General features: G+C 27.9%; 14 protein-coding genes. 7 read left to right on the forward strand and 7 right to left on the reverse strand.

All coding sequences use genetic code 11. The features are described from left to right. Positions 1–56: 56 nt before the first annotated feature. A complete protein-coding gene (locus PHEL85_RS17280) occupies positions 57–1,253 on the forward strand; it encodes a BRCT domain-containing protein (RefSeq protein WP_052108461.1) in 1,197 nt (398 codons plus the stop codon). A gap of 133 nt (positions 1,254–1,386) precedes the next feature. Beyond that, the gene (locus tag PHEL85_RS06005; protein WP_156109116.1) at positions 1,387–1,938 is read left to right on the forward strand and encodes a hypothetical protein; all 552 of its coding nucleotides are present in this window, start codon (positions 1,387–1,389) and stop codon (positions 1,936–1,938) included. Between the two features lie 317 nt (positions 1,939–2,255). On the opposite strand, the gene PHEL85_RS06010 is transcribed toward PHEL85_RS06005, so the two are convergent. Together PHEL85_RS06010 and PHEL85_RS06015 are read right to left on the reverse strand one after the other, a co-directional pair. Further along, positions 2,256–2,669 carry a hypothetical protein gene (locus PHEL85_RS06010; RefSeq protein ID WP_036822335.1) on the reverse strand — a complete coding sequence of 138 codons (414 nt, stop codon included), beginning with the start codon at positions 2,667–2,669 and terminating at the stop codon, positions 2,256–2,258. Beyond that, positions 2,656–3,240 carry an RNA polymerase sigma factor gene (locus tag PHEL85_RS06015; RefSeq protein WP_036822338.1) on the reverse strand — a complete coding sequence of 195 codons (585 nt, stop codon included), beginning with the start codon at positions 3,238–3,240 and terminating at the stop codon, positions 2,656–2,658. Before PHEL85_RS06015 ends, PHEL85_RS06010 begins: the two co-directional genes overlap by 14 nt. Before the next feature lie 146 nt (positions 3,241–3,386). On the opposite strand from PHEL85_RS06015, the gene PHEL85_RS06020 reads away from it, so the two are divergent. The 4 genes from PHEL85_RS06020 to PHEL85_RS06035 all read left to right on the forward strand — a co-directional run bounded on the left by PHEL85_RS06020 (position 3,387) and on the right by PHEL85_RS06035 (position 6,977). Continuing rightward, on the forward strand, positions 3,387–3,767 hold the full coding sequence (locus PHEL85_RS06020; RefSeq protein WP_036822340.1) for a DUF6249 domain-containing protein: 381 nt from the start codon (positions 3,387–3,389) through the stop codon (positions 3,765–3,767). A gap of 47 nt (positions 3,768–3,814) precedes the next feature. Continuing rightward, positions 3,815–4,771, forward strand: a complete 957-nt coding sequence (locus tag PHEL85_RS06025; protein WP_235318236.1) for an alpha/beta hydrolase family protein — start codon at positions 3,815–3,817, stop codon at positions 4,769–4,771. Positions 4,772–4,962: 191 nt separating this feature from the next. After that, positions 4,963–6,285, forward strand: coding sequence for a hypothetical protein (locus PHEL85_RS06030; RefSeq protein ID WP_036822343.1), 1,323 nt, complete (start codon positions 4,963–4,965; stop codon positions 6,283–6,285). A gap of 116 nt (positions 6,286–6,401) precedes the next feature. After that, the gene (locus PHEL85_RS06035; RefSeq protein WP_036822345.1) at positions 6,402–6,977 is read left to right on the forward strand and encodes a YdeI/OmpD-associated family protein; all 576 of its coding nucleotides are present in this window, start codon (positions 6,402–6,404) and stop codon (positions 6,975–6,977) included. 4 nt (positions 6,978–6,981) lie between these two features. Here the strand turns inward: PHEL85_RS06035 and PHEL85_RS06040 are convergent, their stop codons facing one another. Continuing rightward, positions 6,982–8,448 carry a hypothetical protein gene (locus PHEL85_RS06040; protein WP_036822348.1) on the reverse strand — a complete coding sequence of 489 codons (1,467 nt, stop codon included), beginning with the start codon at positions 8,446–8,448 and terminating at the stop codon, positions 6,982–6,984. A 60-nt stretch (positions 8,449–8,508) separates the two neighbouring features. Beyond that, a complete protein-coding gene (locus PHEL85_RS06045) occupies positions 8,509–9,633 on the reverse strand; it encodes a vWA domain-containing protein (protein ID WP_036822351.1) in 1,125 nt (374 codons plus the stop codon). A 126-nt stretch (positions 9,634–9,759) separates the two neighbouring features. On the opposite strand from PHEL85_RS06045, the gene PHEL85_RS06050 reads away from it, so the two are divergent. Further along, positions 9,760–10,641, forward strand: a complete 882-nt coding sequence (locus PHEL85_RS06050; RefSeq protein ID WP_036823189.1) for a TIGR01777 family oxidoreductase — start codon at positions 9,760–9,762, stop codon at positions 10,639–10,641. A gap of 3 nt (positions 10,642–10,644) precedes the next feature. Here PHEL85_RS06050 and PHEL85_RS06055 read toward each other — a convergent pair whose 3' ends face one another. The 3 genes from PHEL85_RS06055 to PHEL85_RS17285 form a co-directional block, all read right to left on the reverse strand. Continuing rightward, positions 10,645–11,094, reverse strand: coding sequence for a hypothetical protein (locus tag PHEL85_RS06055; protein ID WP_036822353.1), 450 nt, complete (start codon positions 11,092–11,094; stop codon positions 10,645–10,647). A gap of 80 nt (positions 11,095–11,174) precedes the next feature. Then, positions 11,175–11,348 (reverse strand): hypothetical protein, encoded by a 174-nt coding sequence (locus tag PHEL85_RS17930; RefSeq protein ID WP_200882316.1) that lies wholly within the window; start codon positions 11,346–11,348, stop codon positions 11,175–11,177. Between the two features lie 18 nt (positions 11,349–11,366). Further along, positions 11,367–15,188: a T9SS type A sorting domain-containing protein gene (locus PHEL85_RS17285; RefSeq protein WP_052108462.1), complete on the reverse strand. Its 3,822-nt coding sequence runs from the start codon at positions 15,186–15,188 to the stop codon at positions 11,367–11,369. Positions 15,189–15,315 lie beyond the last annotated feature (127 nt).

Below are 15,315 nucleotides of genomic sequence, written 5' to 3' on the forward strand. Positions count from 1 at the left end.
AATCGTCTTAAGTTGTGTGTCATATTACCAAACAACCAAAATCAAGAAAAATAAATATGTTTAGTTGGTTCAAGAAAAAAGAAAAAATAGAAAATCCGATTGAAATTTCCGTTACTGGAATAAATCCTCAAACTGAAAATGAGTTTCTATTTTATAATTTTGTAGAAATGACTTTTGCTCCTCATTTACAAAAATGGCACGAAAAAGCAAAGTCAAATGGAATTAAATTTAAACCTCAATACGAGAAAGCGATAAAGCAGAAAACTGAAACATCTAAATTTAAAAATCCACATAGTTTTCCAAAATATTTTAACAATAAATTTGACTATATCGGGTTTCAATTTTTAAGTGGTACAGAAGATATTTTGAGTGCTTTTCAAATCGGAACTCATTTTATAATTAATGACAAAATAGTGTATTCTACAAAATATGACTTTCGTGTTCCAAAATATATTTCAAATCAAAAAGAGTTCCAAGAAAATTTGGATATTTTAGAAATTGATAATGAATTTTTAAACGATTTTTCATTTGAAGATGTTTGGGATTCACTTGATTTAAAAATCTCTTTCAACAACAATTTATTAGTTTGTTGGAATAATGAAATTGAGATATTAGAAAAGATTCTAATTGAGAATAAAATAGACGATTATAACATAAAGTATATAAAAATTAGAGAAATTGCAAAAGACAATAACCTTCCTGATTTAATAGATAGTTTATTGGAACATTTTGAATCTGAATTAACTTTAAAAAATGATCTTTCTATAATTTGTCCAACTCTTGCTCTTGAATTTGAGGATATTGGTATTATCTTAAGTAAATATATTCATAGTTTAAATTCTAACAAAAAAATTGCTTCTAAACCAATTCAAAATAAGACAAAAAAAGACAAACCATATTTAACACTAACAAGTATAGAAGTAAAAAACGAAAATTTTGATATAATTAAAAAGTATTCGATTTCAAAAACACAATTGAAACAGTTAGATATTAATAAAAAAGGATTTATATTCACAGGAGATATTACAACTGAACGAGATACTGCAAAGGGATTTATTGAACAAAACGGAGGAATAATAAAATCTGGAATGAGTAGTAAATTAGATTATATTGTTATTGGAGCTGACTTTGGTTGGTCAAAAATTCAAAAAGTCAAAGAATTTAATGAAAACAAAAACTGTAAAATAAGAATATTAACGAATTCGGATTTTGAATATCTGAAAAAAAAATACGTCACACAACACCGTATATAATTTATTGCTAGTTCTAGCCTACTTACGAAAATCCTCGCGAATTTTCTATTCGGTTTTTATTTGCTAAATTAGGTGCTTAAACCACGCAACAAACCATATACAAACACGTTACCTATAATTAAAACAAAAAATGATGAAAAAAAAGCTATTTAATCCGATTTTAATAACTCTCTTTACTTTTATGCTTTTTAGTTGTGAAAGTGATGATAATATAAATAATGAAGTTGAATTGTACACTGGAAGATATAAAATCATATCGTTTAAATCTAATACTGAGGTTGATTTAAATAATGACAATATTTCTTCTGAAGAACTTACAAACGAAATAAATTCATTTGATTTGAATGATTTGGAAATTAAGCCAAACTTAATTTCATTCTTCTTTCCAAAAACTTGGATTTCTTTTCAATATCCAAGTAGTCCAGAAGGGAGCATAGAGTTTATTGGTTATGGTTTTGGAACTAACTTTGAATATGAGGACAATTTATTTTCTTTAAAAGAAAAAAGTTATATAGAGGAATCTTATATCGATAATGTAGAGAGTAATAAAAATGTAACAATTAACTGTAATTTAATTGTAATTGATGATAATCATATAAAAACATCTATCTCTAAAGAATACTATGATTTTAATTCAAATAATTGGGTTCTATTAAATATTGACGTGATATATGAAAAACAATAAAACAAGTCCGTAGTAATATTTAGCTATATAATCTAAAAATCAATTTACTTTAACTGATTTTGAATAATATTATATCTTTCGAGAAAATATAAAAAACTACAGGTAACAATGTGTATATTTAATGCGGAGTTTAGTGTTTAATTCAAAGTGTTGTTTATTTTTACTAAGTCCGTCAAATCATTTTGATTTGACTTTCTAACAAAAAAAGGTAAAGGCAAACAAAATGCTTTGCCTCGTGCTAAATTGAAAGTTTTCTGACTTTCTATTTCCGCACTAACAATACACGAAACGTTAGCGAATCACAAAAAATTGAATTATTAAATCCTTTTTTCAAAATATCCTTTTAGGAAAACTACTTGTGCAATTATCATCAATCCAAAGAAAAACATAGCATATAAAACGGTGTTTGAAACTGAAAATGATTCAAATAAATTAGGTATTTGAATTTTATCAAAGAAAGAAAAATCGAGTTTAGGAAGTTGTATAGTATTTTCTTTCATCTGTTTAAAAGGCACAAATATTGCCACTAATAATAAACCTATAATTAAGAACCATCCTTTTTTAGTAATTAAAGCTTTTGGAGTAAAAACCGAAGATTTAGAAGTACTTTCTTCTAAAATACTTTGCATTATAAATGCCGTAAAATCTAAAGATGGTTTTTCTTGCGGAATCTCTTTTACATACTTTTTTGCAAAAGTATGTAATTCTTCTATATGTTTATTTTCTTCCATAATTACTTATAATTTCTGGTTCAACATTTTCTTTTACAATTGCTAATAATTTTTTTCTAGCTCTGTGTAACTTTACTTTTATATTGGCTTCAGAAAATTGAGTTACTTCAATAATTTCTTTCAAACTTAATTCATCATAATAAAACATCCAAATTATAGAACGTTCTTCTTCTGGTAATTTATCTAAACAATTACTCATAATTTTAGCACGTTCTTTTCTTTCTATTCCTTCTAAAATATTTTCGACAGATTGTATTTGATTGAACGTAATTTCGTTAATCTCTAACGTGTTATTATTATTTTTATTCTTTTTTATAGCGTCTAAACTTGCATGATATGCAATTCGATACAACCAAGTAGAGAATTTTGAATCTCCTTTAAATTTACTTAAATTTTTATAAGCCTTTATAAATGTATCTTGACTAATTTCTTCTGCTTCTTCCCTATTCTTTGTCATCTTTAACGCCAAACTATACACCATATTCTTATACGCATCAACAAGATAAGCAAACGCGTTTGTATCTCCATTGATGACTTTTGTAATATATAGTTGGTCGTTGTTGTTAGTCATTTTATCTTTGACGAGCGCTTATATAAATAGGTTACACATTTTATTAAAAAAATATTTTTTAATTTTTCTGTAACCTTTATTTAAATGTTATCGTCAAAGCTACAAACACAATAAAATTAATCATTTAAACTTTAAAATAAAAAATTATGGAAGTAGCAGTTTTAGCAGTAATATTTGGAAGCATCTTTGGCATATTCTATTTATACTTTTCTACAAGAAACAAAGAACGTTTAGCATTAATAGAAAAAGGAGTTGATGCTAGTATATTTATGAAAGGTGCTACAAAAAACGCAGCTCCTTTCTGGAAAGTTTTAATACTAAACCTTGGTTTATTAGCAATGGGAATTGGAGTAGGAATCCTTTTAGGAACCTTATTAAGTTACCATTTTGGTTATAATGGTTCTTGGCAAAACAGACCAGAAAACGCAATAGATTCTGGGGTTTTCTATGCAGCATCAATATTTTTATGTGCTGGTGGAGCTTTATTAATAGGCTTTAATCAAACTAAAAAATTAGACAGAGAGTAACTCTTTATTAGAATATAGTTGTAGGCAATACAACCAAAGTTACGTTAATGAATAATTCAATAAAAAATCAACATATGAAATTAATAAATCATCTTTTATTATTATTTATTTTTACAACTTTGATTAGTTGTAATAAATCAAGTATACAAGAAGGTCGACAATCTACTCAAGAAAAAAATCAATCAATAGATTCTATAAAAACAGAGAATGTAACTTTCGAGAGTGAAGGAATTAAACTGGCAAGTACAATTTATAGTCCTAAAAATCCTCACTCTGCTATTGTCATTGTTCACGGTTCTGACCAAGTACCTCGAATGACTAAATTTGCTAAACGATTAGCTCAAAATGATATTTTGGTATTAACTTATGATAAACGCGGAGTTGGAGAGTCTGGTGGAATTTATGCTGGACCTCAAGTAGGTACAAATAACATCAGCTTTGAAAATCTAAATTTATTAGCAAAAGATGCAAGTTCAGCTGTTAACGTAATTCATAAAATGAAAGAAGATTTACCTATTGGACTTATAGGTGCAAGTCAAGCGGGGTGGATAATTCCTATTGTTGCAAACAAAAACCCATTAGTAGAATTTATGGTTTTATTAAGTAGTCCTACAATAACTACTCTTGAACAATTAAGGTTTCAGTTTTATACAAATGGAAGAACAGATTTTTGGGAAAATCACACAGAAGAAGACGCACGCGAACATATAAAAAATGACTCTGACAGATATCAATTTAAAGCTACAGACCCCAAAGACGCTCTGAAAACTCTTTCAATTCCTGGCCTTTGGCTTTTCGGTGAAAAAGATATTCAAATTCCTGTAAAAATGTGTATAGAACAACTCAACACTCTAAAATTAAAAAATAAACCTTTCGAATATGTTTTGTTTCCATCATTAGGGCACAATACCAATAAAAAGGAACCAATAGACATTTCGGTTAATTGGATTAAACAAAAGTCATTGAACATTAGGAGTGGTAAGGAGAAAAACATATTAAAGTAATAAAGCACTACCAACAACAAAGTATATAATTTATTTCTATTTTTAACCTATTTAAGAGAATCTTCTCGGGTTTTCTATTCGGTTTTTATTTGCTAATTAGGTTATTTAAATACGTAACAAACCATTTCAATTTTTTGAAGTGGTTTTTTTGTTTTTAAAAAGTCTGTATCTTAGAGCAAAATTAATTTTCTATGAGTAATAATTTTAAAGACAATAAGTTTAAAGAATTACTAGACAAGTTACAACAAGAAAGTTGGCAACTAGAATTACTGATTTCTGGTTTTGCCATTTTTGGTTTAATAACTTCAATTCCTCATATTAGAACAGCAATGATTATTGCTGAAAATGATAGGCAAATTTATTCTTTTGTAGCTTTATTAATTGCTTTTATTGCTTGCTCTGTCTTAATTTTTAATTTATTAGTACACGTTATTTTAAGAGGTTTATGGATTGGTTCTTTAGGATTAAGATATGTTTCTGGAGATATAGATTTTGAAAAATTAAATTATCAAAATAAATTTACAAACTATTTAAGAAAAAAAATTGTTTCTTTTGATAAATATGTAGCAACACTAGAAAACTATTGTAGTGTTTTATTTGCTATTTCTTTTCTTCTCATTTTTTATGTGATTTCAATATCAATTATTTCACTTTGTATTGTTGGTATTGCAACATTAATTCTCTCAAATGACAACTTACCAGAAGTACTTAGAACTATTATAGGAGTTTTTCTATTATTTTTTATATTGATAGGTGCTTTACTCGTTTTTATAGATTTTTTAACTCAAGGTTATTTAAAAAAGAAAAAATGGTTATCAAAAATTTATTTTCCATTTTATTGGGTTTTCAGCTTTTTAACTTTAACATTCTTATACAGACCTTTAGTTTATAATTTTTTAGACAATAAGTTTACAAGAAGATTGAGTTTATTTTTAGTACCTTCTTATATTGCCATCTCAATTTTAATTTCTTTTAAACACAATAAAACAAATTATTTAGAATCTGCAAAACATGTTACAAATACATATATAGATGCAAAAAATTATGAAGATTTATTAATAAATGATGATGACTTCCCAAGAATTGCAACCATACAATCTAAAGTTATAACAGAACCATATATTAAGCTATTTAGAGTATTTACAGAAAGTGTTGAGGATAGACTTTATAGCTATCACCCATCATTAAAACCAAAAGAAGATAAAAGGGGTTTTAAAACTGATATTGTTATGTTTAACTCAACAGAATCTATGCAAAAAAGAGATAGTTTGACAAAAAAATATCTAGAGGTTTTTAATAACACACATCAAGTTTATATTGATACCTTAAAATTAAATTCAGATTTTTTAATTGCAAAAAACAAAAAAGAGCAATTTGGTTTTGAAACTTATATCAACTTAAAAAACATTTCTGACGGGAAACATATTTTAAAATTAAAAAGATTAAAAAAAAGGAAAAAAGACACATTAAAAGTAACTGATATTAGTATTCCTTTTTGGTACTTTAAACAATAAACAAATGAAAAAACTATCTTATTATCGTTAATGATAACCTGTACAATAACAGCACAAACAGATTAAAAAATTTACGCCATTATAAATGATGTTTTTCCGAATAAAATTATGCGATAATGTCTAAAAAACCAGAACTTTATTTTAAAAATGATGTTGAATGGCGTAATTGGCTTTCAGAAAATCATCATATTTCTATTGGAGTTTATTTAATCTTTTACAAAGTAGAAAATAAAGAAGAATCGATGCGTTGGGAAGAAGCTGTAAAAGTTGCATTATGTTTTGGTTGGATAGATTCTACTGTTAAAAGTTTAGGAAACGGAAAACGTAAACAATATTTCTGTTCTAGAAATCCAAAAAGTGTTTGGAGCGCATTAAATAAAAAATATATTAAAGAGTTAATAGAAGCTAATTTAATGCATGATAGAGGTTTAGAAATTATTAAAATTGGTAAACAAAATGGTTCTTGGACAGCTTTAGATGATGTTGAAAAAGGGATAATTCCAGAAGAATTACAACTCGAATTTAATAAAAATAAAACAGCTTTTGAAAACTTCGAAAACTTTGCACCAAATTATAGAAAAAGCTATTTGTATTGGCTGAATCAAGCAAAAAGAGATGCCACAAGAAAAAACCGAATTATTGAAATAATTCGGTTATGCAATGCAAATATTAAATCTCGTGGAAATTGGTAATCAATTACAATCCACTCATAAAATTTCCATAAGGATCTTTAAACTGTGTGCCTTCTGCAAATCTGTATTTACTTAATTTTTTAAATTCTACCAATCCCCAAAGAATAAATTCTTTGACAAAAAATACATCAGAAATATTTATATTTGGTTGGTGTTTCTTAAGAAAATCATCTAAGGGCTTCACTTTATTTAATTCTAATTTATATTGTTTCTCGGTAAATTCATCTAATAATTCAAAATCTTCATCAGCATTAAAAAACCATGAAATAATAGCATCATAAGGAGATTCCGCTTCTTGTTTTTCTAACTTTTTTATCTCAGGAAAATACATTGGAAACAATGTTTTAATTGCATTTTTAATTAAATTTTCTGCAACTACATGTGCTCCTTCTTGTTCACCTTCATATACCAATTCTACTTTACCTGTAATTGCAGGAATAATTCCATCAAAATCACTTAATCGAATCATGGTATTTTCATCACCAGAAAGTAAAGCCCTTCTTTCTGCTGTACTTAATAAATTTTCAAAAGCTGTAATACTTAAACGAGCACTTACACCACTTTTTGCATCAATAAATTCACTTTCTCTAGCTTCAAAAACAATTTGTTCTAACAAATCTTTTGCTAATTCTGGAACCTGAATAAATTCTTTCTGTGAGTTCGTTTTATTAGCTTCTTGCTGGGTAATAGTTTTTGCTGTTTCAATATCTTCTGGGTAATGTGTTAGAATTTGCGAGCCAATTCTATCTTTTAATGGTGTAACAATACTACCTCTATTTGTATAATCTTCAGGATTAGCAGTAAACACAAATTGCATATCTAATGGTAATCTTAATTTAAAACCTCTAATTTGAATATCACCTTCTTGTAAAATATTAAACAATGCAACTTGAATTCTAGCTTGTAAATCTGGCAACTCATTTATAACAAAAATACATCTGTTTGCTCTTGGAATCATTCCATAATGAATCACTCTATCATCTGCATAACTTAACTTTAAATTGGCTGCTTTTATTGGGTCTACATCGCCTATAAGATCTGCCACAGTAACGTCTGGGGTTGCTAATTTCTCAGCAAAACGATCGGTTCTATGCAACCAATAAATGGGTGTATTATCTCCTTTTTCTTTAATAGTTTCAATTGCAAATCTAGATATTGGCTGTAGTGGATCATCATTAATTTCAGAACCTACAATAACTGGAATATATTCGTCTAATAAATTAACCATTAATCTAGCTAATCGCGTTTTTGCTTGACCTCTTAATCCTAATAAATTGATATTATGTTTACTTAAAATTGCTCTTTCTAATTCTGGAATTACAGTATTCTCGTAACCATGAACACCTTTAAAAACAGTTTCTTTACTCATTATTTTACTAATAATATTTTCTCTTAATTCGTCTTTTATCGACCTAGATTTATATCCTGTTTTTACTAACTCACCTAATGTTTTGATTGTACTTATGTTCATATATTATATTATCAAAAACAAACTTTGCAACTTTTTACTTTGCAACTTTGTTACTTATTTTTAACCTTTAATTCTCTTTTTTCTATTTGTTTCGTAATCTTCAAAAATCATTTCCCCCAAACCTTTTAAACCTGTATAAAAAGCTTTTCCTTGGTTTGCTTGTGTAAATGCTCTTACAAATTGCATTAAATAAGAATCTTGAGCAATCATAAAAGTAGTTATTGGAATGTGTAATTTTCTAGCTTGTTGCGCCATCGCATAACACTTGTTTACAATGTATGTATCTAAACCATTACTATTTTTGTAATACTGTCCATCTGGCAAACGCAAACAACTTGGTTTACCATCAGTAATCATAAATATTTGTTTATTGGTATTTCTTTTTCTGCGTAACAAATCCATCGCTAATTGCAAACCTGCAACTGTATTTGTATGATAAGGACCAACTTGTAAATAGGGTAAATCTTTAATTTTTATAGACCAAGCATCGTTACCAAAAACAATTATATCTAATGTATCTTTTGGATAACGAGTGGTAATTAATTCTGCCAAAGCCATGGCAACTTTTTTGGCTGGTGTAATTCTATCTTCTCCATACAAAATCATAGAATGGCTAATATCAATCATTAAAACAGTACTCATTTGAGATTTATGCAGCGTTTCTTCTATGACTAAATCATTTTCAGTGAGATTAAAATTATCAATCCCGTTATTAATTTGCGCGTTCCTTATACTTTCTGTTATTGATATTTTATCTAAAGAATCACCAAATTGATAATTTCTAAAATCTCCTGTATGTTCATCTCCAATTCCAGGAGATTTACTTTTATGATTACCTGAACCACTTCTTTTTATCTTACCAAAAATATGATTTAACGCTTGCTGACGAATAGCGCGTTCTGTTTTTGGAGTAATTTTTGTACCACCAGTTCCATCACCTTTTACTTCTTCTTTTATATAACCTTTCTTCTTTAAATCTTCAATAAAGTCATCAATTGTATAATTTTCGTCCGTTAATTTATATTCTTTATCTAAAGAACGTAACCAATCTATGGCTTCATCAAAATCACCTGAAGTATGAGTAATCAATTCTTTAAAAATTTCAAATAATTTATCAAAAGGAGATTGATTTTCTGCTTCATAGGTTTTAAAAATAAAACCTTTTCTTTTTATATTGTTTTTCATTTCTATAAAAATACGGTTTTAAGTAACTTCTTAAAAAGGATTAACATTAGTTTATTATATATTATCATAGATTTGTTTTATGAAAAGATAAAAATATTAAACAAAAAATATAATTATATTTACATTATGACAAAAGTTTTAATTACTGGTGGTACTGGTTTAGTAGGAAAAAGATTAACCCAAATGTTAATTGATAAAAATCATGAAGTTGTAATTTTAAGTAGAAACCCAAAAGAAGAAAATGAATTTAAATGGAATGTTTCTTCTAATTATATTGATGAGAAAGCTCTAAAAAACACCGATTATATAATTCATTTAGCCGGTGCAGGAATTGCTGATAAACGTTGGACAGAAAAAAGGAAACAATTAATTATTGATAGTAGAGTTAAAACTGCCAATTTACTTTTTGATAAAATAAACGAATTAAAAATTGACTTAAAAGGCTTTATTTCTGCTTCTGGTATTGGTTATTATGGAACTATAACTTCTGACAAAATTTTTGAAGAAACAGATAAAGTTGGTAATGATTTTCTAGGGGAAGTTTGCCAAAAATGGGAACAAGCTGCACATCTGTTTTCTACAAAAAATATACCTGTAACAATTTTAAGAACTGGTATTGTTTTAGCTAAAAACGGAGGAGCTTTAGAGAAAATGAAAACTCCAATAATTTCTCCTTTAGGATCTGGAAAACAATATATATCATGGATACATATTGATGATTTATGCAATTTATACATAAAAGCAATAGAAGGTAATTTATCTGGAGTTTTTAACGCAGTTGCGCCAGACTATCAAACAAGTAAATCATTTTCAAAAACTTTAGCAAAAAGTATCAACAGACCTTTTTTGGGTATTGGAATCCCTAGTTTTATATTGAAACTTATTTTTGGAGAAATGGCAATTATTCTACTAAAAGGAAGTAGAATTTCAACAAAAAAAATCGAAAAGAATAAGAGGTATTCTTTCCGATTTTCAAAGCTCCAGAAGGCTATGAGTAACTTAAAATAAAGATTATTCTAAGCTACTCTCCTTCATTTTCCCCAGCCAAGTTCTTCCACCTAAAGTAGATTTATAATAAACATATTTATTATCTACTTTAGTAATTTCTATTTTCATTTTTGTTCCTTTTTTAAAAGGAAAGTTAGGTATTGTAAATTCTTCTATTGTAACATAAACGATGTCTTCAGAAACCCAAAATAAATTAGATTTTATAAAATATTTTTTGTTATTATGAAACTCATAATGTTCATTTCCGTTAAACATAACTTCTACCTCATCATTATCATGGTTATATGTAAAAGTTTGGTTACTAATTAAAGGCTCACCTTCAAATTCTTTAGCGTCTTTATCTATAAAGTTTATAGCTGTTGCATTTAAGGTCATTAAATAATCTTGAGCACTTACATAGTTTATTGTTAATAAGATAATTGCTATTGCAAATTGCTTTTTAAAATTTTTCATTTTTGATAATTTTTAGGGGTTAAAATTTAATATATAGGGATTCGTATAAATTCTTTAGCTTTCTCTAAGTTCGATTTTCTTTAAAAACCGTCTCCAGGAGCTTCAAGTGAAGCTGCTTGTGCAGACTTAGGGTTTAATAACAAATAGGTACCTAATGCAGTTAAAGCTGCATATTTACCATAATTACCAATTTTTTGAATTGCTTCTTTTCTAGAAATCTCTTCAATGTTCTTCTTTTCTACTTTTTGTTTCATTTTTATTAAAGTTAGGGGTTACTCTAAAATAATTTTCTTTATTAATTTTTCTGAATTTGATTTTATTTGAACAAAATAGATACCAGAATTTACTTTTGGTAATACTACTTCTTGATTATATTTATTGGCAAGTTTTGTATTATAAACTTCTTTTCCTAAAACTGATATTAGTTCCAAAGTAGCTGTATCATTATCAATTCCTTGTACATTTATGCTGTTATTATTTGTTTTATAGATCTTTAATGATGATTCAATTACTACCTCATCTACTTTAAGTGTTTCAGATGTTGTATGAAGATAAAATCGTCCACCTCCATATAAATCCTCTTCTAAAGTTATTTTATAAGAAGTGTTATTCTCATCAATTCTGGTAAAAACATTTTCATTTTTATCTTCTAAGTAAACTTTTAAACCAGTTGGAATGTTTTTAATATCTGCATTAAAGGTAATTTCAGAGTTTTTAGTAGCATTTAATCCAACAGGAACAATCATAGAATTAAAATTACTATCTGGTAATGCTTGTAAGGCGTATTTTGTATTATTACTTGCAACTACTAAGTGAGTATACAAAGAAAATGAAGTACTACTCGCATTAAATAATCCAGCATCATAACCTTCATCTAAACCAGTAGTAGTACCAGCTATATATTTAATATCCGTATTCTTTTCTGAAGTTCCATCATTTATTTTTAATTTTATTTCAAACCTGTCAGAGCTACTTTTTAAGAAATAATCTCCTGTTTGATGACTTTGCATCTTTTCATTCAAAGTTATATTACCATCAGTATTTACTTTTACAAAATACCCCTGTCCTGGTGCTAAATATTTAGCATCAGAAGCATTATTAATTGGTTTATAAGTTTGAGAAACTGTATCCCAGAAATAAATTGCTTTAAACCCAGAGTCTAAAATTGAAAAATTAGAACTTAAGTCTAAAAAATTATTAGTGCTACTAGCAGGGTTATTCATATTTATAAATGAAGGATAAGGATTACCTACTAAATTCCAACCATTTGAACCAACAGTAACACTTTTAGATACATTTTCTGTTTTTAGATTACCTGTAAAAATTATATTTCCTGCTGAAGTTAACCTTATAGAATGCCCATTACCAAGCTCAAAATCACCTGAAGTAGATGAACCATTTTGATAATAATCCCAACCTGGTGCAGTATTATTATAATTACTTAAACCTCTATTAGAACCAGAACCTGATGCTAAAGAACTAGCTGACGCAAAAACATCTATATCTTGATTCTCTAAAGGGCTTGAAATTAAATACCAGTTCGAATTGTCTTTAATATATCTACTATAAGTAATACTTCCTGTAGAATTACCATCAACAATTATTGAGCCGCTGCTTGTACCATTAGACGTTACATTTGTTGTACCAGATGTTGTTAAGTCTCCTGTTACAGTTATAGATTTCCCTGAATTAATATTTAGTGTTCCTTCTACTGAAATATCTGAAACAGAAATATTAGATAAATTTAAATTTGCAGTTTTCCCTGCAGGAATAGAAATATTATCATTTGCAATTGGCAATCTTCCTAAACTCCAATTAGAAGTAGAAGACCAATCTCCTGTTGAAGCAGTAAAGGTATTTGTAACTGCACTATTATTTATTGTTATTGATATTTCTTTCTTATAATATTCTCCAACATTTAACCCAACATAAGTAACAGTGTAGACTCCCTCTGTTGAAGAAGAAACATCTATGATACCTGTAGATGAATTAATAGATAATCCTGATGTACTTGAAAAAGTTCCACCTGAAATTCCTGTAATTGTTGGTGTAGGATCTAAACCATAAATTGAATAAACACTAGTATCATAAGAAAACTTAGAAAAATCATTATAATGTAAGTCTATATATTCTTCAATAACTTGTGCATAATCTCTAGAAAAATAAGGAATAGTAGCAGACCTTCCATCATTAGCTCTACCATATAATGAAGTATAAACAGCACCAACATCTCTAACTCTTCTGTTTACTTCTGTCATAATACCATCTATAGTACCTCCACCTCCATTAACATTTCCCCCACCTCCTACAACAGTGTTTGCATAAGAAACACTACCAGATCCATGTCTAATATTACTATAATAATCTCCTAGAAAATAATCATTATTTCCAGGGTTTGTATCATCACAGTTACCTTGATTACCATCTCCAATATGACTTGGCACGGTTCTGTAACCAACATCTCTTGAGCAATTTAAGACATTACCATATTTATCTTTATCAGAATGATCTAAAGCATCGTACTCTGATCCTCCAGTAGTCTGTAATAAACCTCCTAAACTATGAGAACCTCTCACTAAATCTTCGAAAGTTAGGTTTTGAAGATTGTTATTAATTAAATTCTTTATTGTTACTCTAGATAATTCAGTTGCATTTGTGCTTGAGTTATTTAAATCTTCATCATAAGAACTACTGGTTAAATTATAACCTGCTTCAATTCTTGGTAAAACGTGACTTTGTCCATGTAAATCTATATATAATCCTTTACCAAACTTTGCTGTAATATCTGCACTTGCTGCATCAATAAAGTCATGATAAGCATCAAAATACTCATATACATTTGTATTACTACACGTTGCTACACTTTTATTTCTGTTTGGATCTAGTTTATTTCTCCTTAAATTATTAATAATAATATAAGGATAAACACCAAATTGATCGAAACATTTTTTTTGAATTTCCCTTATTAATATATCTGTATTATCATCCATTTCACCAGTTCCACAACCTCTAGTAGATAATTCACTTCCTGTTAAAGTTCCTCCATGAGGTGCAGAAATAATAACTGGCATAGTACCAGGAATGTATTCAATATATTTTTTATTAGCATTATTTGGATAACTGTTAGATACATCATTATATACCGACTCAATTATTCTTACAGAATCTGTATATATTTTAGAACAACTTCCATTAGTTGTATATGAAACGGTATACAATCCATCTGAAGAAGCTGAAACATCTATTTTACCAGTTGATGAATTAATACTTAAACCAGAAGTAGATGAAAAAGATCCACTTTGTCCTGTTATTGTAGGTGTAAGATCTTCATCTCCTTGTGTTGCAAAAGAATATGGATATTCAAAAGTAGCAATATCTCCATCTGAAATAGCAAAATTAAAAGTTGAGTTATTTTGATTAGGAGCTGTAGTTATGTATGTAATTATATAATTACCTATTGTAGAAGCAGAAACATCTACCAACCCAGTTGATGAATTTATACTTAAACCTGAAGTAGAAGAAAAAGTTCCTCCTGTTTCACCTGTTATAGTTGGAGTTGGATCAATTTCAGATTGACAATATTCTGACTTTGAATAAGTAAAAGAAGCATCATCTAAAACAAGTGCTTGGTTTACTGCAAAATAAGCTATTTGGCTAATTTCATTATTAGAATCACTTGTATCGAAACTACCATTAAAAGTATAAGCAGTAACTCCATCTACAGAAATAGTCATATTTCCACTTGAATTCCATCCATCTCCATAACCATCATAGAGTTTTACATAATACCCATCTGTAGTACTCGCATTTACTGCTAAAGAAAGTGCAGTTGGATCTGGGAAAGTTCCTGATAAAATATCAGAACCAGAACCTGTTTCCGTACCAGATAAATACCCAGAAGGATGTGTTACTGTTAAAAGCAATTCATTATCAGGTGCAGGAGAATATAATTCAACCTTATTTTCTCTAGCCCATTGAGGCCAATCTACTGTAATAAAAAGATTTGCGTTTTGTGAAAAACTGTAAAAAGATTGTAATAATAATATTAAGACAAATCCATGTCTTAAAAATTTAGGGGAAAATTTTGTAGTCATTGGTTAGGGGGCCAAAAAAGTATAAATTAATACTTAATCATTAATCATTAATTTTTAGGGGTTAATTAATTTTAAATACTCTCAAATATAACTATAATTTTTTTAATAAAATTATTTAAAAAGAAAA

This window comes from Polaribacter sp. Hel1_85 (genome assembly GCF_000766795.1).
Classification (GTDB): Bacteria; Bacteroidota; Bacteroidia; order Flavobacteriales; family Flavobacteriaceae; genus Polaribacter.

What these genes read in the sequence shown, in the direction of transcription:
- PHEL85_RS17280 (WP_052108461.1), top strand. Translation starts at nt 57, where the DNA reads ATGTTTAGTTGGTTCAAGAAAAAAGAAAAAATAGAAAATCCGATTGAA.
- PHEL85_RS06005 (WP_156109116.1), top strand. Translation starts at nt 1,387, where the DNA reads ATGAAAAAAAAGCTATTTAATCCGATTTTAATAACTCTCTTTACTTTT.
- PHEL85_RS06010 (WP_036822335.1), bottom strand. Translation starts at nt 2,669, where the DNA reads ATGGAAGAAAATAAACATATAGAAGAATTACATACTTTTGCAAAAAAG.
- PHEL85_RS06015 (WP_036822338.1), bottom strand. Translation starts at nt 3,240, where the DNA reads ATGACTAACAACAACGACCAACTATATATTACAAAAGTCATCAATGGA.
- PHEL85_RS06020 (WP_036822340.1), top strand. Translation starts at nt 3,387, where the DNA reads ATGGAAGTAGCAGTTTTAGCAGTAATATTTGGAAGCATCTTTGGCATA.
- PHEL85_RS06025 (WP_235318236.1), top strand. Translation starts at nt 3,815, where the DNA reads ATGAATAATTCAATAAAAAATCAACATATGAAATTAATAAATCATCTT.
- PHEL85_RS06030 (WP_036822343.1), top strand. Translation starts at nt 4,963, where the DNA reads ATGAGTAATAATTTTAAAGACAATAAGTTTAAAGAATTACTAGACAAG.
- PHEL85_RS06035 (WP_036822345.1), top strand. Translation starts at nt 6,402, where the DNA reads ATGTCTAAAAAACCAGAACTTTATTTTAAAAATGATGTTGAATGGCGT.
- PHEL85_RS06040 (WP_036822348.1), bottom strand. Translation starts at nt 8,448, where the DNA reads ATGAACATAAGTACAATCAAAACATTAGGTGAGTTAGTAAAAACAGGA.
- PHEL85_RS06045 (WP_036822351.1), bottom strand. Translation starts at nt 9,633, where the DNA reads ATGAAAAACAATATAAAAAGAAAAGGTTTTATTTTTAAAACCTATGAA.
- PHEL85_RS06050 (WP_036823189.1), top strand. Translation starts at nt 9,760, where the DNA reads ATGACAAAAGTTTTAATTACTGGTGGTACTGGTTTAGTAGGAAAAAGA.
- PHEL85_RS06055 (WP_036822353.1), bottom strand. Translation starts at nt 11,094, where the DNA reads ATGAAAAATTTTAAAAAGCAATTTGCAATAGCAATTATCTTATTAACA.
- PHEL85_RS17930 (WP_200882316.1), bottom strand. Translation starts at nt 11,348, where the DNA reads ATGAAACAAAAAGTAGAAAAGAAGAACATTGAAGAGATTTCTAGAAAA.
- PHEL85_RS17285 (WP_052108462.1), bottom strand. Translation starts at nt 15,188, where the DNA reads ATGACTACAAAATTTTCCCCTAAATTTTTAAGACATGGATTTGTCTTA.